Here is a 15,600-nt window from a genome sequence, read left to right on the forward strand (position 1 = left end):
GCGCGTCATCGTGACGCGCGGCACGCGCCCTATAGTCCGGTTCTCGACGAGCGGCGGAGGTCAGCGCCGCCGCCCCGCGACGACAAGGAACGCCCATGGTCAAGAAGCAACAGAAGACGGCCGCCCCGAAGCCGGCGAAAGGCCGCCGCAAGGACGCCGCCTCGGCGAAGGTCGCGGACACGCCGTTCGCGGAGCAGGTCAAGGCCTCGGCGCAGCAGATCTGGTCGGCGGGCCTGGCCGCCTTCGCCAAGGCGCAGGACCAGGGCGGCGCGATGCTGGACAAGCTGTCCGGCGACAGCGCCAAGGCCCAGGACCCGATGCGCGGCGCCGGGGAGAAGCTCGACAGCGCCGCGCGCCGGATGAGCGACCTGGCCGGCGAGGTCGGCAGCCGCGCCGGCCAGCACTGGGACAAGCTGGAATCGATCTTCGAGGACCGCGTCGCGCGCGCGCTCGCCCGGCTGGGCATGCCGGCGGCGGAAGAGGTCGCCCGGCTGCAGGCCCGCGTCGAGGCGCTGGCCGCCGAGGTCGCGATGCTGCGCGCCCAGGCAGCGCCGGGCGCGAAGGCCCAACCGGCCAAACCGGCCAAATCGCGCAAGGCCGAATCCGCCAAGTCCGAATCCCCGAAAACCGAATCGCCCAAGACCAAGGCGCCCAAGGCCCGGACCGTCCAGGCGGCCAAGTCGACCAAGGCGGCCAAGGCGGCCAAGCCTCGCGCACGCACCACCTGACCCCTTGAAGCGGCGCGCGTGGCGTGCGAAACGTCACGAATCGTTTCGGCATCCCCAGCGCACAGGGGGATGGCAGGCGGCGGGCGGTCTCGAACAATTCGACACAAGCGCAGACCTCCTGCGCGCCCCTTGTCGAACTTCCGAGTCCCGCCGCCATGAAGCGTCTGATTGCAGCCTCCCTCCTCGCCGCTCCGCTGTTCGCGTTGGCCGCGCCCGTCAACCTGGTCAACAACGGCAGCTTCGAGTCGACCGTGATCGGCAATGGCAGCTATGCCATCGTCAACAGCGTCGTCGGCTGGACCGTAGGCCCGCACGGGCTGGAAATCCGCAACAACGTCGCCGGCTCGGCCTTCAACGGCAGCAACTTCACCGAGCTGGACACCACCACCAACAGCTGGATCAGCCAGACGCTGAACACGGTGGCCGGCGCCTCGTACACGCTGAGCTTCGCCTACACCAACCGCCCGGACAACCAGGGCGCGGTGAGCAACGGCCTGACCTGGCAGATCGGCGACCTGAGCGGCAAGGTCGGCAACAACACCGACACCACCTGGCAGACCTTCAGCACCACCTTCACCGGCACCGGCAGCCCGATGACGCTGCGCTTCGGCGCGACCGGCCGCAGCGACTCCTACGGCACCTCGCTGGACAACGTGGTGGTGTCGACGCTGAGCGCCGGCGGCAACGCCTCCGCCGTGCCGGAGCCGCACAGCCTGGCGCTGATGCTGGCCGGCCTGGGCGCGATGGGCTTCGTCGCCCGCCGCCGCAAGGGCGGCAAGGCCTGACACCAGGACAAGCGGGTCCTCGACGACTCGTTGGGAGCGCGACGTGGGGTAGAGACCGCGGACGCGCATGGAGACAAGGGCACCCCACGGGGTGCCCTTTCTCTTGGGCGGCGCGATGGCGCGCGCCCGGCACCTCAGCCCAGGTAGCGCGTCTCCAGGTGGCGGCGGAAGTGCGCCGGCGCCAGCGCCTCGCCGCTGGCGCGTCGCACCAGCTCCGGCGTCTCCCAGCGGCTGCCCTGCGACCAGATGCGGTCCTTGAGCCAGTCGAAGACCGGCGCGAGCTCGCCGCGCGCGATGTCCTCGTCGAGCGTCGGCCGCTCGCGGCGCATCGTCGCGAACCACTGCGCCGCGTACATCGCGCCCAGCGTGTAGCAGGGGAAGTAGCCGAAGAGGCCGCAGCCCCAGTGCACGTCCTGCATGCAACCGTCCTTGTAGTTGCCGCGCGTGTCCAGGCCCAGCAGCTCCTGCATCTTGCGGTCCCACAGCGCGGGGATGTCCTCGACCTCGATCTCGCCCTCGATCAGCGGGCGCTCGATCTCGTAGCGCAGGATCACATGGGCCGGATAGGTCACCTCATCGGCGTCGACGCGGATGTAGCCCGGCGCCACGCGCGTCATCAGCTTGTGCAGGTTGTCCGCGGCGAATCCGCGCTGATGGCCCAGGTGGCGCTCCACCAGCGGCTGCAGCAGGCCGGCGAAGCCGGGATGCGCGGCCAGCTGCATCTCGAAGGACAGGCTCTGGCTCTCGTGCAGGCCCATCGAACGCGCCCGGGCCACCGGCAGCCCCAGCCACTCGCGCGGCAGGTTCTGCTCGTAGCGGCCGTGGCCGGTCTCGTGGATGGTGCCGGTCAGGCTCTGCAGGAAGCTGTCGTCGCGGTAGCGCGTGGTCATGCGCACGTCCTCGGGCACACCGCCGCAGAACGGATGGGCGCTCTCGTCCAGCCGGCCGGCCTCGAAGTCGAAGCCCAGCAGCTTCATCGCGTCCAGTCCGAGCGCCCGCTGCGCGGCCGCCGGGAACGGGCCCTGCGGGTGGATGACGTTGTCGCGCGCCTGGCGCTCCATGACCTGCCCGATCAGTCCCGGCAACCACTGGCGCAGGTCGCCGAAGACGCAGTCCACCTCCGCCGAGCGCATGCCGGGCTCGAACTGGTCGAGCAGCGCGTCGTAGCGGCTCAGGCCCGCGTCGTCGGCGAGGTACTGCGCCTCCTCCCGCGCGTAACGCACCACCGGGCGCAGGTTCTCGACGTAGCCGGCCCAGTCGTTGGCCGGGCGTTGCTGGCGCCATTGATGCTCGCAGTGCGAGTTGGCCAGCGAGCGGGCCTCGACCAGCCGCTGCGGCACCGCGTTGGCCGAGCGCCAGACGCGGCGCATCTCGCGCAGCGAGGCACGTTGGACATCGTCCAGCGGCTCCTGCGCCGCCTCGTCTAGCAGCTGTTTCAGCGCCGGGTCGGTGCCCAGCTGGTGCAGCAGGCCGTCCATCTCGGCCAGCGCCTCGGCGCGGGCCTGCGCGCCGCGCGACGGCATGAAGGCGGACTGGTCCCAGGACGCGATCGACTGCAGGTGGGACAGACGGTGGATGCGCTGGTGGCGCTGGCACAAGGCGTCATAGGCCGGGGTGCGGGGGGTGCTCATGGCGGGGTCTCCTGTCGGTGCCCCGCATTGTGCAAGCGTCGGCGCAGGGTCCCTCCAGTCACGTCCGACCGGGCGCGGCGCCGCGCTCAGTCCAGCATCGCGACACCCACCGAGGTCATCAGCAGGTAGCGCGCGAACTTGCCGATCGCCATGTAGCCGACGCAGGGCCAGAACGGCAGACGCAGCCAGCCCGCCAGCGCGCACAGCGGGTCGCCGACGATGGGCAGCCAGCTCATCAGGCAGGTCTTCGCGCCGAAGCGTCGCAGCCAGCCGAGCACCCGCTGGTCGCGCGGCGAGTGATGCACGGCCGCCTCGTAGGCGCGCTCCGCGCCGTAGCCCATCCACCAGGTGATCGCGCCGCCGAGGGTGTTGCCGACCGTGGCCACGAGGATCGCCGGCCAGAAGAGCTCCGGCTTCGCATGCACCAGCAGCAGCACCACCGGTTCCGACCCCATCGGCAGGAGCGTCGCCGACACCAGCGCCACGACGAACACCGCGCCCAGGCCCACCTGCGGGAGAGCCAGGGTCTCCAGCATCAGGTGAATCATGTGTTGCAGCCAAGCTTCCATGCGTGGGATTATCTGAAGACCATGTCCTTGCGCCGCCTTGCCGTCTCGTCGTTCGCGCTGATCGGCCTGGCCCTCGTGGGTCCGGGGCACGACGGCCGCCTGTCCCCGGCCGCGACCGCGCGGGCGCAGACCGCCCCGCCGTCCGCTTCCGCACAGGCAAGCGCGGCGCCCGGTCCGGCCAACCCGCTGCCGCCCATCCCGGGCTGTCCGCTGCTGGTGGCCTCGGGCAACCCGCAGTACCCGCCCTACCTGTGGCGCGACCCGGCCGACGAGCAGAAGCTGGTCGGCGCCAATGCCGACCTGATGCAGTGGCTCGCGGCCGAGATCGGCATCCCGGTCGAGACCCGCTACGTCGGCCCCTGGGGCCGGGTGCAGGAGGAGATGCGCGCCGGTCGCATCGACCTGATCGCGGGCGCCTTCTTCACGCTGCCGCGCACCGAGTACATGGACTACTTCCACCCGGCTTTCCGCGAGACGCGCAGCGTGATCTGGACCCGCAGCGCCGCACCGGTGGCGTACAAGCGCTGGAGCGACCTCGCGCCCAAGCTGGGCGTCACGGTCATCAACAACAGCTTCGGCGTCGAGTTCGACAACTACGCGCGCCAGTCGCTCAAGATCAGCCAGGTCGCCAGCATCGAGCAGGCGATCCAGATGCTGCAGCGCGGCCGCGCCGACTACCTGATCTACGAGGACACGCCGGCCGAGGCCTATGTCGCGCGCAACGGCGGGCCGGCGATCCAGCCGCTGCTGCCGGCGATCGCGCGCGAGGGCCTGTACCTGACGCTGTCCCACCGCTCGCGCTGCAACACCCCCGAGCTGCGCGGCCGCCTCGCCCGCGCGGTCTACAAGCTGTCGCAGGAACGGGTGATGAACCGGCTGGTCGAGCAGGGCTTCGTGCTCTGGCGCAAGCAGCCGTCGCCCTGACGGCCCCACCCGCCGGAGGGATCGGGAGGGGAAGCCGGAGCGGTATACTTCTGCCTCTTTTTTGTGCAGCCTCCGCACCGCTCCCGATGTCCACGCCGCTGCCCGGCACGCTCACGCTGGGTTCCTTCGTCCTGCCGAACCGTCTGTTCGTCGCCCCGATGGCGGGCGTGACCGACCGGCCCTTCCGCGTCCTGTGCAAGAAGCTGGGCGCGGGCTACGCGGTCAGCGAGATGGTGACCTCGCGCAAGGACCTGTGGAACAGCCTGAAGACCTCCCGCCGCGCCAACCATGAGGGCGAGCCGGCGCCGATCTCGGTGCAGATCGCCGGCACCGACGCGGCCATGATGGCCGAGGCCGCCGCCTACAACATCGACCGCGGCGCGCAGATCATCGACATCAACATGGGCTGCCCCGCCAAGAAGGTCTGCAACAAGTGGGCGGGCTCGGCGCTGATGCAGGACGAGGCGCTGGCGCTGCAGATCGTGGAGGCCGTGGTCGCCGCCTGCGCGCCGCGCGGCGTGCCGGTGACGCTGAAGATGCGCACCGGCTGGTGCCAGGCCGAGAAGAACGCAGTGGCGCTGGCCCGGGCGGCGGAGTCCGCCGGCATCGCGATGGTGACCGTGCACGGCCGCACCCGCGAGCAGGGCTACACCGGCCACGCCGAATACGACACCATCGCCGCGGTCAAGGCCGCGCTGCGCATCCCGGTCGTTGCCAACGGCGACATCGACACCCCGCGCAAGGCCCGCGAAGTGCTGGCCGCCACCGGCGCCGACGCGATCATGGTCGGCCGCGCGGCGCAGGGGCGGCCCTGGATCTTCGCGGAGATCGCGCACTTCCTGGCCACCGGCGAGGAACTGCCCGCGCCCCGCGTCGCCGACGCCAAGCGCTGGCTGGTCGAGCACCTGCACGACCACTACGCGCTGTACGGCGAGCTCACCGGCATGCGCAGCGCGCGCAAGCACATCGGCTGGGCGGTGCGGGCGCTGCCCGGCGGCGAAGACTTCCGGCGCCGCATGAACGCGCTCGAGACCTGCGACGACCAGGTCCGCGCGCTCACCGACTGGCTCGATGCGCTGGCGGCCCACCACGAGCGCCTGCCCTACGTGCCGGCCGCCGATGACGCCGCGAACGACGGACAACACCAAGACGAAGACCAAGAAAGAAGGCTCACGGCATGACGCCCAAACCGATCGACTCCTGCATCCGCGAAAACCTGGAGGCCTACTTCCGCGACCTCGGCGGCGAGGCGCCGCACTCGATGCACGAGATGCTGATCCGGCTCGTCGAGAAACCGCTGCTGGAGGTCGTCATGCAGCACAGCGACGGCAACCAGAGCAAGGCCGCCGAGTGGCTGGGCATCAACCGCAACACCCTGCGCCGCAAGCTCGTCGAGCATAAGTTGATCTAAGACCATCCCTACCGGCTTCCGCCGGCCCCTCAAGGGGCGAGCGCAGGAGCCCGGCCAAGCCGGTTCTCCGCGCTCCGCTTGGCAAATACCCGAATCCCCGCATCGAAGGAATGTTCATGGCCCAACTCACCGCCCTGATCTCGGTCTCCGACAAGACCGGCATCGTCGAATTCGCCCAGGCGCTGCATGCGCTGAACGTGCGCCTGCTGTCCACCGGCGGCACCGCCAAGCTGCTGGCCGACGCCGGCCTGCCGGTGACCGAGGTCGCCCAGCACACCGGCTTCCCCGAGATGCTGGACGGCCGCGTCAAGACGCTGCATCCGAAGATCCATGGCGGCCTGCTGGCGCGCCGCGACCTGCCCGAGCACGTCGCCGCGATCCAGCAGCACGGCATCGACACCATCGACATCCTGGCGGTGAATCTCTATCCCTTCGAGTCCACCGTCGCCAAGCCCGGCTGCACGCTGGAGGACGCGATCGAGAACATCGACATCGGCGGCCCGGCCATGGTCCGCAGCGCGGCCAAGAACTGGAAGGACGTGACGGTGCTGACCGACGCGTCGCAGTACGCGCAGGTGCTCGAGGAACTCAAGGCCCACGGCAAGACCAGCGACAAGACGCGCTTCGCCGCGTCGGTGGCCGCGTTCAACCGCATCGCGCAGTACGACGCGGCCATCAGCAACTACCTGAGCGCGCGCCTGGACGACGGCTCGCTGGCCGAGTACCCGGCGCAGATGAACAGCAGCTTCGTGAAGGTGCAGGACCTGCGCTACGGCGAGAACTCGCACCAGACCGCCGCGCTCTACCGCGACCTGTATCCGGCGCCCGGCTCGCTGGTGACCGGCAAGCAGTTGCAGGGCAAGGAGCTCAGCTACAACAACATCGCCGACGCGGACGCCGCCTGGGAGTGCGTGAAGAGCTTCGACACGCCGGCCTGCGTGATCGTCAAGCACGCGAATCCCTGCGGCGTGGCCGTCGCGGCGAGCGCCGCCGATGCCTACGCGAAGGCCTTCAAGACCGATCCGACCAGCGCCTTCGGCGGCATCATCGCGTTCAACCGCGAGGTGGACCGCGCCGCGGCCGAGCTGGTGTCCAAGCAGTTCGTCGAGGTGCTGATGGCGCCGTCCTTCAGCGCCGAGGCGCGCGAGATCTTCAAGGGCAAGGTCAACGTGCGCCTGCTCGAGATCGCGCTGCCGCCGGGCGGCGCGCGCCCCTGGGACCAGGGCCGCAACGCGCAGGACGTCAAGCGCGTCGGTTCGGGCCTGCTGGTGCAGACCGCCGACAACCACTTCCTGTCCAAGGCCGACCTGAAGGTCGTCACCACGCTGCAGCCGACGGCGCAGCAGCTCGATGACCTGATGTTCGCGTGGACTGTCGCGCAGTACGTCAAGAGCAACGCGATCGTGTTCTGCGGCAATGGCATGACGCTGGGCGTGGGCGCGGGCCAGATGAGCCGCATCGACTCGGCGCGCATCGCGTCGATCAAGGCGGAGAACGCCGGCCTGGCGCTGGCCGGCTCGGCGGTGGCCAGCGATGCGTTCTTCCCGTTCCGCGACGGCCTGGACGTGCTGGCCGACGCGGGCGCCTCCTGCGTGATCCAGCCGGGCGGCTCGATGCGCGACGACGAAGTCATCGCCGCGGCCAACGAGCGCGGCATCGCGATGGTCTTCACCGGCGTACGCCACTTCCGCCATTGAGCGCCTGCGCCTGCGCCGGGGGCCGGGTCTTGCCCGCCCCGCGCGCGCTCCGCTCCGCTTCAGGCCCGGCCCTCGCGCCGGGCCTTTTGCTTGGCGCGTCGCCGTTACCGGTGCCCTCGCTGGCGGCGCATCCCTGACACATCTCTGCCGTTAAGACCGCATCAATGCATGTACGTTCTGCAGAGCGGACCCACTCTGATTGGGGATACGGGGCCTAGGCACCCACTCATTTGCGTCGCGAGCCTGCAACTCCATATGCACTTTTTTACCGCAGCGTGACCTCTTGCATTGACCGGCCAAGTGCGGCGTTGATACCTTTCGCCCCGCATCGCCGAGATGCGATTTTTCTTTAGAGAGAAGTATTCGAATGACCAAGATTTCCGCCATCGTCGCCGCCGCCCTGCTGGCCGCCGGCGCCGCTCAAGCACAGACCCAGACCCAAGCCCCGCTGTACGGCGAACTGGGCTACACCTTCGTCAAGGTGAAGGCTGACGGCGGCCTGTCGGCCAAGCCGGGCGCCATCCGCGGCATCGTCGGCTACGACGTGCACCCGAACGTCGCCATCGAAGGCATGCTGGCCTTCGGCGTGTCGGACGACACCGTCGGCGGCGCCAAGATCAAGATCCCGCACAGCTACGGCCTGTTCGTGACCCCGAAGTACGCCTTCGACCAGTTCGAAGTCTTCGGCCGCCTGGGCTACGCCCACAGCAAGATCAAGGCTTCTGACGAAGACGGCTCCATCTCCGACAGCGGCGGCAGCTTTGCCTACGGCCTGGGCGCGAAGTACAACTTCGACAAGTCGATCTACGGCGCTGTCGACTACATGCGCTATTACAAGAAGGACGGCATCAAGGCCGACGGCTTCACGCTGAGCGTGGGCTACCGTTTCTGATCGTCGCGATCGCCTCGCGCGATCCGACCGGGCCTTCATCGGCCCGAATTGAAAGCCCGGCTCCGGCCGGGCTTTTTCTTTTGGCGCGCCGGCACGCACCGGATCCGCCACGGCTAGTCGCGCCCCTCTAGTCCAGGGTCGACGCGCTTGGCCCGCCACGCGAATGCGCATAGCCTTCGGCTCATTCCAAGCATCCGGCGGAGACACGCGATGGACCAAGCCCTGCACGAGCGCCTGCACCTGATCCTGGAGCAGCAGCGCGCGGCCTTCGACCGTGAACGCCTGCCCTCGCTCGCGCAGCGTCGCGACCGGCTGGAGCGGCTGCGGCGCATGACCGCCACACATGCGCAGGACCTGGCCGAGGCGATGTCCCGGGACTTCGGCCACCGCTCGCGGCATGAGAGCCTGCTGGCCGACCTCTTCACCGTCGAGTCCGGCGCGCGCCACGCGATCCGGCACCTCAAGCGCTGGATGGCCGTGCGGCGCGCGCCGACCGCGCTGCACTTCCTGCCCGCGTCCAACCGCCTGATGCCGCAGCCGCTCGGCGTGGTCGGCATCGTCGCGCCCTGGAACTATCCGTACTACCTGGCGATGGCGCCGGCGCTCGCCGCGCTGGCCGCGGGCAACCGCGTGATGATCAAGCCCTCGGAGCTGACGCCCGCGACCTCCGAGCTGATGGCGCGGCTCGTCGCCCAGCACTTCGCGCCCGACGAGATGACGGTCGTCACCGGCGACGCCGAGGTCGGCAAGGCCTTCACCCACCTGCCCTTCGATCACCTGTTCTTCACCGGCTCGACGCCGGTGGGCCGGCTGGTGGCGCAGGCCGCGGCGCAGCGCCTGACGCCGGTCACGCTGGAGCTGGGTGGCAAGTCGCCCGCGATCGTCGACCGCAGCGCCGACCTCGCGCTGGCCGCCGAGCGGATCGCCTTCGGCAAGCTGCTCAACGCCGGCCAGACCTGCGTCGCGCCGGACTACGTGCTGGCGCCCAAGGAGCTGGTGCAGCCGCTGGCCGACGCGATCGTGGCGGCGGTGCGGCGCTTCTATCCGCGCATCGACGGCAACCCCGACTACACCGCCATCGTCAGCCCGCGCCACCATGCGCGGCTTCGCGGCCTACTGGACGACGCCCGCGCCCGCGGCGCGACGCTGCGTCCGACGCACGACGAGGCACCGGCCGATCGTCGCCTCGTGCCCACGCTGCTGCTGGGCACGACGCCCGACATGACGGTGATGCGCGAGGAGATCTTCGGCCCGCTGCTGCCCATCGTGCCCTACGGCCACGTGTCCGAGGCGATCGCGCAGGTCAACGCCGGCGACCGCCCGCTGGCGCTCTACTGGTTCGGCGAGGACCGGGCCGCGCGAAAGGACGTGCTGGCCCGCACCGTGGCCGGCGGCGTCACCGTCAACGACTGCATCTGGCACCTGGGCCAGGAGGAGCAGCCCTTCGGCGGCGTCGGCGCCAGCGGCATGGGCGCGTACCACGGCGTGTGGGGCTTCAACACCTTCAGCAAGCTCAAGCCGGTCTTCCTGCAGGCGCGCTTCGCCGGCACCCGGTTGTTCCATCCGCCCTATGGCCGGACCTTCGACCGCCTGCTCGGCCTGCTGAAGAAGATCGCATGAGCGCTGCGGACCGCGTCGACGCCGACATCGTGATCGTCGGCGGCGGCTCCGCGGGCGCGGTGCTGGCCAGCCGGCTCAGCGAGGACCCCGCCTGCCGCGTGCTGCTGCTGGAAGCCGGCGGCCGCGGCGACGGCTGGATCACGCGCACGCCCTTCGCCGGCGTGCTGCAGGTCGCGGCCAGGCTCAACAACTGGGGCTTCGAGACCGTGCCGCAGGCCGGCCTGAACGGGCGGCGCGGCTACCAGCCGCGCGGCAAGGCATTGGGCGGCTCCTCGGCGATCAATGCGATGGTCTACACGCGCGGACATCGCAGCGACTACGACGCCTGGGCGGCGGCGGGCAATCCGGGCTGGGGTTACGACGAGCTGCTGCCGTACTTCGTGAAGGCCGAGCGCAACGCGCGTTTCGGCGCGCCGTGGCACGGGCAGGACGGCCCGCTGCGCGTCGGCGACCTGCGCACCGACAGCCCGATGCACGCGGCCTGGCTAGCCGCCGCGCGTGAATGCGGCCATCCGGTGCGCGAGGACTTCAACGGCGACGACATGGTGGGCCTGGGCGTCTACCAGGTCACGCAGCACGAGGGCGAGCGCTGGAGCGTCGCCCGCGGCTACCTGCATCCGATCCTCGGCCAGCGCCCCAACCTGCGCGTGGAGACCGGCGTACGCGCGCTGAAGCTGCTGCTGGAAGGCCGGCGCGCGATCGGCGTGGAGGTGCTACAAGGCGGCCAGCGTCGGACGCTGCGCGCGGCGCGCGAGGTGCTCGTCTGCGCGGGGGCGCTGCAGTCGCCGCAGCTGCTGATGTGCTCGGGCGTCGGCGACGGCGCCGCACTGCAGGCGCTGGGCCTGCCGGTGGCGCACCACCTGCCGGGCGTCGGTCGCAACCTGCACGACCACCCGGACTTCGTCTTCGGCTACGCCTCGGACCGGCTCGAACTGGCCGGGCTGTCGCTGCGCGGCGGCTGGTCCTTCCTGCAGCAGGCCCGGCGTTACCGCCGCGAGCGGCGCGGCCTCGTCACCAGCAACTTCGCCGAATGCGGCGGGTTCCTCTCGACGCGCCCCGGCCTGCCGGCACCCAACGTGCAGCTGCACCTGGTGGTGGCGCTGGTGGAGGACCATGCGCGGCGGCTGCACCTGGGCCATGGGATGTCCTGCCATGTATGCCTGCTGCGTCCGCGCAGCCGCGGCGCCCTGACGCTGGCGAGCGCCGACCCGCTGGTCGCGCCACGCATCGATCCGGCCTTCCTCGACCACCCCGAGGACGTGCGCGAGCTGATCGAGGGCTACAAGCTGACGCGCGACCTGATGCGCGCGCCGGCGATGCGGGCGCTGTGGCGGCGCGAGCTGTGGAGCGCCAACGTCGGCGACCATGGCAACGGCACTGGCCGCGATGGCGACCAGGCGATCGAAGCGCTGCTGCGCGCGCGCGTCGACACCGTCTATCACCCGGTGGGCACCTGCCGCATGGGCGCGGACGCGCTGGCGGTGGTGGACGAGCGGCTGCGGGTGCGCGGCCTGGACGGGCTGCGCGTGGTGGACGCGTCGATCATGCCCAGCGTCGTCAGCGGCAACACCAACGCGCCGGTGGTGGCGATCGCCGAGAAGGCGGCCGCGATGATCCAGCAGGGATAATCGCGCCCCATGGTCCTTGCCGAAATCACCGGCCTGTTCCTGTCCTGGCTGGCGCGCCTGATCACCGGCGCCCAGGGACACTGGAAAGGCTGCCCGCCGACGTCGGAACAACGCATCTACTTCGCCAACCATCAGAGCCATTTCGACTGGGTGCTGATCTGGGCCTCGCTGCCCGGCGAACTGCGCGCGCGTACCCGCCCGATTGCCGCGCGCGACTACTGGACGAGCTCCGCGCTCAAGACCTGGCTCACCACCGCCGTGTTCAACGCCGTCTACGTCAGCCGCACCCGCGCCACGCCGGACGAGGACCCGCTCGAGCCGCTGGTCGACGCACTGCAGGGCGGCGACTCGCTGGTCATCTTCCCGGAGGGCACGCGCTCCAACAAGGGCGCGCCGCAGGCCTTCAAGGCCGGCCTCTATCACCTCTCCGAGCAGTTCCCCGAGGTGCAGCTGATCCCGACCTGGATCGACAACGTCCAGCGCGTCATGCCCAAGGGCGAGGTCGTGCCGGTGCCCATCCTCTGCACCGTCACCTTCGGCGCGCCGATCCGCATCGAGCCCGGCGAGGACAAGCGCGCGTTCCTGGAACGCGCCCGCGCCGCCGTGATGGCGCTGCGTCCGGGAGGGTGGAAGGAATGAGGTGGCTCAAGTCATTGAACACCGGCGAGCAGGTCGCCTTCCTGTTCGTCGTGCTGTTCGGCGCGCTGCTGCTGGTGAGCATCGGCTCGGTGCTGTGGTCGCTGCGCGAGCGGCCCGAGCAGGAGCAGGAAGCCTGGCAGGCGCGCTGGGCGCGGTTCCGGCATGAACTCAACATGGTCTGGGTCGGCGCCTGCCTGTTCTGGGCCGCCTGGGTGTCGGGACCGGTCGGCGCGACGCTGCTGTTCGGCGTGTTCTCCTTCCTCGCCTTCCGCGAGTTCATCACCCTGCTGCACACCCGCCGGGCCGACCACCGCGGGCTGATCATGGCCTTCTTCGTGATCCTGCCGCTGCAGTACGTGCTGGTGGGCACGCGCCACTTCGACCTGTTCTCGGTGCTGATCCCGGTCTACGGCTTCCTGGCGATCCCGGTGGCCAGCGCGCTGGCGGACGATCCCGGCCGCTTCCTCGAGCGCAACGCCAAGATCCAATGGGGCATCATGGTCTGCGTCTACGGGCTGTCGCACGCGCCGGCGCTGCTGCTGCTGGACATCCCCAAGTACCAGGGGCGCGGCGCCTTCCTGCTGTTCTTCCTGGTGGCGGTGGTGGCCTGCGGGCAGATCGCCCAGGCGGTCGCGACCAGCCGCTTCCGCGCGCGGCCGGTGGCGCGCCGCATCAGCCGCTCGTTCACGATGAAGGCCTGGTGGATCGGCGCGTTCACGGCCGCCGTCGCCGGCGCGCTGCTTTACTGGATCACGCCCTTCAAGGCCGGCCAGGCGGCGATCGCGGCCTTCATCGCGGCCGGGTGCGGCAGCTTCGGCGTCTTCGTGATGCAGGCGCTCAAGCGCGACGCCGGCATCCATGCCTGGGGCAACCGCAGCGCGATCACCGGCGCGGTGGGGCTGCTGGACCGCATCGCGGTCATGTGCTTCGCGGCGCCGGTGTTCTTCCATTCGGTGCGGTGGTACTTCCGCGCCGCGACCTGAGGAGATCCGCCATGCGCATCCTGGGCATCGACCCCGGCCTGCAGACGACCGGCTTCGGCGTGATCGACGCGGACGGGCCGCGCCTGGCCTACGTGGCCAGCGGCACGATCAAGACCAACGCGCTGCCGACCGGCGACCTGCCCGGCCGGCTCAAGATCCTCTACGACGGCATCCGCGAGGTGGTGTCGCGCTACCAGCCGACCTGCGCGGCGGTGGAGATCATCTTCGTCAACGTCAACCCGCAGTCGACGCTGCTGCTGGGCCAGGCGCGCGGCGCGGCGCTGACGGCGCTGGTGTCCTGCGACCTGCATGTGTCAGAGTACACCGCGGTGCAGATGAAGAAGGCCATCACCGGTCACGGCGGCGCGGCCAAGGCGCAGGTGCAGGCGATGGTGGCGCGGCTGCTGGCGCTGCCCGGCGAGCCGGGCAAGGACGCGGCCGACGCGCTGGGCATCGCGATCATGGACGCGCATGCGCGGGTGTCCTTCGACGCGATGAGCCGCCAGACCACGCTGCAGCGGCGCCAGCACGCGCAGTTCAAGGGCTCGCGCACCTACTGAGGCCCAGGGCGGCGCTTCAGGGCTCGTCGTGCCAGTAGTCGAGGTCGCCCTCGCCGACCTTGCGCAGCGCCTCGAACGGGCGGTCGCCACCGATGCCGGCCTCGGCCATGAATTTGTTGGAGTCGGGATAGACGCAGATCTCGGGCTGCTCCATCGTGCTGATGGACAGGTATTTGATCGGCGCGTCCGAGGTGTTGATGATGTGGTGCGGGTACTCGGGACCGGCGGGGATGAAGATCACGTCGCCGGCCTTGATCGGCAGCCGCTCGCCGGCCACGCGCAGCGTGCCGGAGCCTTCCAGCACGATGAACATTTCCTCCTGCGCGTGATGCAGGTGGTAGGGGCAGGTGGTCTTGCCCGGCTCGACGATGTCGTAGGACGCGCCGAGCTTGCTCGCGGCGGTGCCGCGCGCCAGCCGCGCGAAGCGCGACTCGTACAGCGGCTCCCGCTTGAACGCGGTCAGCTCGACTTCATGGAAATTGCGGATCAGTTGGGCGGCGAGCGCCTGGGCGCGGTCGGTCATGCGGGGTCTCCTTGCGCGGCGACGGGAGTGTGGGGTTCACTTGAACCCGGAACCGCAGGCTATCGCGTGCCGACCGGTCCGTCATCACACCACCGGCACACCCGACGCGCTGCCATAGCGATTCGGCGCGGTCGGCTGCACCAGCCAGTACAGCACGACGAAGAAGCCGATGATCGGGATCAGGCTGATCAGCTGCCACCAGCCGCTGCGGTCGATGTCGTGCAGGCGGCGCGAGGCGGCGGCCAGCGAGGGCACCAGCATCGCCAGCGAGAAGATCAGGCTCAGCACGTCGGAGAAGACGCCCAGCCCCAGCGAGACCAGGACGAGGAACAGCGCGAACCACCAGTATTCGGACCGGCTGGCGGTCCCGTTGAAGTCGGCGTACTTGCGCAGGCAGATCTGGATCGATTCTCCGAATGTCATGGCATCCCCCTCTCTCGTGTGAACATGTCGCCCCGGATCGGGGTCGGGGCGGATCGTAATGGCCTCCCGCCACCATGGCGATCCCTCGCAGGGAGGACGAAAGTCAGTTGGAATAACCGGCCTTCCTGCCGTGTTCATGCAATACCCCCACCTGATCCCAACCCAGGAGACCCCGCATGACGAAGACCCTCAAGCTCACCGCCGCCGCGCTGCTGATGGCCGCCGCCGGCCTCGCCACCGCGCAGACCGCTCCCGCGATGGCCAAGGACGGCGCGCTGGTCGGCGCCAACGACATGACGCTCTACACCTTCGACAAGGACGCCGCCGGCTCCGGCAAGAGCGTCTGCAACGGGCCCTGCGCCACCAACTGGCCGCCGCTGATGGCTCGCGCCGAGGACAAGGCCAGCGGCGACTGGTCCATCATCACGCGCGACGACGGCTCCAAGCAGTGGGCCTACAAGGGCAAGCCGCTGTACTTCTGGGTCAAGGACGCCAAGCCCGGCGACCGCAGTGGCGACGGCATCAACCAGGTCTGGCACACGGCGAAGCCATAAACCGCTCCCCTGTTTCCCCGACCGCAGGCCGTC

The 15,600-nt window shown here is 70.0% G+C and carries 17 protein-coding genes; 13 read left to right on the top strand and 4 right to left on the bottom strand.

Translation table 11 applies throughout. The features are described 5' to 3' along the window. The first annotated feature begins 95 nt into the window (after positions 1–95). Entirely contained in the window at positions 96–728 is a 633-nt protein-coding gene (locus tag FHT37_RS13000; RefSeq protein WP_091725896.1) for a phasin family protein, read from the top strand. A 155-nt stretch (positions 729–883) separates the two neighbouring features. After that, complete coding sequence (locus FHT37_RS13005) at positions 884–1,513, top strand: PEP-CTERM sorting domain-containing protein (protein WP_091725900.1); 630 nt, start codon at positions 884–886, stop codon at positions 1,511–1,513. A gap of 134 nt (positions 1,514–1,647) precedes the next feature. On the opposite strand, the gene FHT37_RS13010 is transcribed toward FHT37_RS13005, so the two are convergent. Both FHT37_RS13010 and FHT37_RS13015 read right to left on the bottom strand, forming a co-directional pair. Beyond that, positions 1,648–3,144, bottom strand: coding sequence for a carboxypeptidase M32 (locus FHT37_RS13010; protein WP_183481880.1), 1,497 nt, complete (start codon positions 3,142–3,144; stop codon positions 1,648–1,650). An 86-nt stretch (positions 3,145–3,230) separates the two neighbouring features. Next, a complete protein-coding gene (locus tag FHT37_RS13015; RefSeq protein WP_091725908.1) occupies positions 3,231–3,713 on the bottom strand; it encodes a YqaA family protein in 483 nt (160 codons plus the stop codon). Positions 3,714–3,734: 21 nt separating this feature from the next. Here FHT37_RS13015 and FHT37_RS13020 point away from each other — a divergent pair, with 21 nt between their 5' ends. From FHT37_RS13020 to ruvC, 10 genes are all read left to right on the top strand, one after another. After that, positions 3,735–4,637 carry an ABC transporter substrate-binding protein gene (locus FHT37_RS13020; RefSeq protein ID WP_183481883.1) on the top strand — a complete coding sequence of 301 codons (903 nt, stop codon included), beginning with the start codon at positions 3,735–3,737 and terminating at the stop codon, positions 4,635–4,637. An 86-nt stretch (positions 4,638–4,723) separates the two neighbouring features. Beyond that, entirely contained in the window at positions 4,724–5,818 is a 1,095-nt protein-coding gene (gene dusB, locus FHT37_RS13025) for a tRNA dihydrouridine synthase DusB (protein ID WP_091725917.1), read from the top strand. Next, positions 5,815–6,048, top strand: coding sequence for a helix-turn-helix domain-containing protein (locus FHT37_RS13030; protein ID WP_091725921.1), 234 nt, complete (start codon positions 5,815–5,817; stop codon positions 6,046–6,048). Before dusB ends, FHT37_RS13030 begins: the two co-directional genes overlap by 4 nt. A gap of 116 nt (positions 6,049–6,164) precedes the next feature. Next, entirely contained in the window at positions 6,165–7,745 is a 1,581-nt protein-coding gene (gene purH / locus FHT37_RS13035) for a bifunctional phosphoribosylaminoimidazolecarboxamide formyltransferase/IMP cyclohydrolase (RefSeq protein ID WP_091731371.1), read from the top strand. 367 nt (positions 7,746–8,112) lie between these two features. Next, a complete protein-coding gene (locus FHT37_RS13040; protein WP_091725925.1) occupies positions 8,113–8,637 on the top strand; it encodes a porin family protein in 525 nt (174 codons plus the stop codon). A 210-nt stretch (positions 8,638–8,847) separates the two neighbouring features. Beyond that, the gene (locus FHT37_RS13045) at positions 8,848–10,257 is read left to right on the top strand and encodes a coniferyl aldehyde dehydrogenase (RefSeq protein ID WP_183481886.1); all 1,410 of its coding nucleotides are present in this window, start codon (positions 8,848–8,850) and stop codon (positions 10,255–10,257) included. Then, positions 10,254–11,885, top strand: coding sequence for a GMC family oxidoreductase (locus FHT37_RS13050; RefSeq protein WP_183481889.1), 1,632 nt, complete (start codon positions 10,254–10,256; stop codon positions 11,883–11,885). The genes FHT37_RS13045 and FHT37_RS13050 overlap by 4 nt, the downstream gene beginning before the upstream one ends. Positions 11,886–11,894: 9 nt before the next feature. Further along, positions 11,895–12,524: a 1-acyl-sn-glycerol-3-phosphate acyltransferase gene (locus tag FHT37_RS13055; protein WP_091725938.1), complete on the top strand. Its 630-nt coding sequence runs from the start codon at positions 11,895–11,897 to the stop codon at positions 12,522–12,524. Continuing rightward, entirely contained in the window at positions 12,521–13,507 is a 987-nt protein-coding gene (locus FHT37_RS13060) for a phosphatidate cytidylyltransferase (RefSeq protein WP_183481893.1), read from the top strand. The genes FHT37_RS13055 and FHT37_RS13060 overlap by 4 nt, the downstream gene beginning before the upstream one ends. Before the next feature lie 11 nt (positions 13,508–13,518). Then, positions 13,519–14,067: a crossover junction endodeoxyribonuclease RuvC gene (gene ruvC, locus FHT37_RS13065; protein WP_091725944.1), complete on the top strand. Its 549-nt coding sequence runs from the start codon at positions 13,519–13,521 to the stop codon at positions 14,065–14,067. Positions 14,068–14,083: 16 nt separating this feature from the next. Here the strand turns inward: ruvC and FHT37_RS13070 are convergent, their stop codons facing one another. Both FHT37_RS13070 and FHT37_RS13075 read right to left on the bottom strand, forming a co-directional pair. Next, complete coding sequence (locus FHT37_RS13070; protein ID WP_183481897.1) at positions 14,084–14,590, bottom strand: cupin domain-containing protein; 507 nt, start codon at positions 14,588–14,590, stop codon at positions 14,084–14,086. An 84-nt stretch (positions 14,591–14,674) separates the two neighbouring features. Beyond that, complete coding sequence (locus FHT37_RS13075; RefSeq protein WP_147240253.1) at positions 14,675–15,013, bottom strand: DUF805 domain-containing protein; 339 nt, start codon at positions 15,011–15,013, stop codon at positions 14,675–14,677. A gap of 176 nt (positions 15,014–15,189) precedes the next feature. Between FHT37_RS13075 and FHT37_RS13080 the strand changes: the two genes are divergently transcribed. Further along, positions 15,190–15,567, top strand: coding sequence for a hypothetical protein (locus tag FHT37_RS13080; protein ID WP_183481900.1), 378 nt, complete (start codon positions 15,190–15,192; stop codon positions 15,565–15,567). Positions 15,568–15,600: the final 33 nt, after the last annotated feature.

The sequence above is a fragment of the Mitsuaria sp. BK037 genome (genome assembly GCF_014193045.1).
In the GTDB taxonomy this organism is placed as follows: domain Bacteria; phylum Pseudomonadota; class Gammaproteobacteria; order Burkholderiales; family Burkholderiaceae_C; genus Roseateles.

Coding starts and splice junctions, on each gene's coding strand:
- FHT37_RS13000 (WP_091725896.1), top strand. CDS start 96: ATGGTCAAGAAGCAACAGAAGACGGCCGCCCCGAAGCCGGCGAAAGGC.
- FHT37_RS13005 (WP_091725900.1), top strand. CDS start 884: ATGAAGCGTCTGATTGCAGCCTCCCTCCTCGCCGCTCCGCTGTTCGCG.
- FHT37_RS13010 (WP_183481880.1), bottom strand. CDS start 3,144: ATGAGCACCCCCCGCACCCCGGCCTATGACGCCTTGTGCCAGCGCCAC.
- FHT37_RS13015 (WP_091725908.1), bottom strand. CDS start 3,713: ATGGAAGCTTGGCTGCAACACATGATTCACCTGATGCTGGAGACCCTG.
- FHT37_RS13020 (WP_183481883.1), top strand. CDS start 3,735: ATGTCCTTGCGCCGCCTTGCCGTCTCGTCGTTCGCGCTGATCGGCCTG.
- dusB (WP_091725917.1), top strand. CDS start 4,724: ATGTCCACGCCGCTGCCCGGCACGCTCACGCTGGGTTCCTTCGTCCTG.
- FHT37_RS13030 (WP_091725921.1), top strand. CDS start 5,815: ATGACGCCCAAACCGATCGACTCCTGCATCCGCGAAAACCTGGAGGCC.
- purH (WP_091731371.1), top strand. CDS start 6,165: ATGGCCCAACTCACCGCCCTGATCTCGGTCTCCGACAAGACCGGCATC.
- FHT37_RS13040 (WP_091725925.1), top strand. CDS start 8,113: ATGACCAAGATTTCCGCCATCGTCGCCGCCGCCCTGCTGGCCGCCGGC.
- FHT37_RS13045 (WP_183481886.1), top strand. CDS start 8,848: ATGGACCAAGCCCTGCACGAGCGCCTGCACCTGATCCTGGAGCAGCAG.
- FHT37_RS13050 (WP_183481889.1), top strand. CDS start 10,254: ATGAGCGCTGCGGACCGCGTCGACGCCGACATCGTGATCGTCGGCGGC.
- FHT37_RS13055 (WP_091725938.1), top strand. CDS start 11,895: ATGGTCCTTGCCGAAATCACCGGCCTGTTCCTGTCCTGGCTGGCGCGC.
- FHT37_RS13060 (WP_183481893.1), top strand. CDS start 12,521: ATGAGGTGGCTCAAGTCATTGAACACCGGCGAGCAGGTCGCCTTCCTG.
- ruvC (WP_091725944.1), top strand. CDS start 13,519: ATGCGCATCCTGGGCATCGACCCCGGCCTGCAGACGACCGGCTTCGGC.
- FHT37_RS13070 (WP_183481897.1), bottom strand. CDS start 14,590: ATGACCGACCGCGCCCAGGCGCTCGCCGCCCAACTGATCCGCAATTTC.
- FHT37_RS13075 (WP_147240253.1), bottom strand. CDS start 15,013: ATGACATTCGGAGAATCGATCCAGATCTGCCTGCGCAAGTACGCCGAC.
- FHT37_RS13080 (WP_183481900.1), top strand. CDS start 15,190: ATGACGAAGACCCTCAAGCTCACCGCCGCCGCGCTGCTGATGGCCGCC.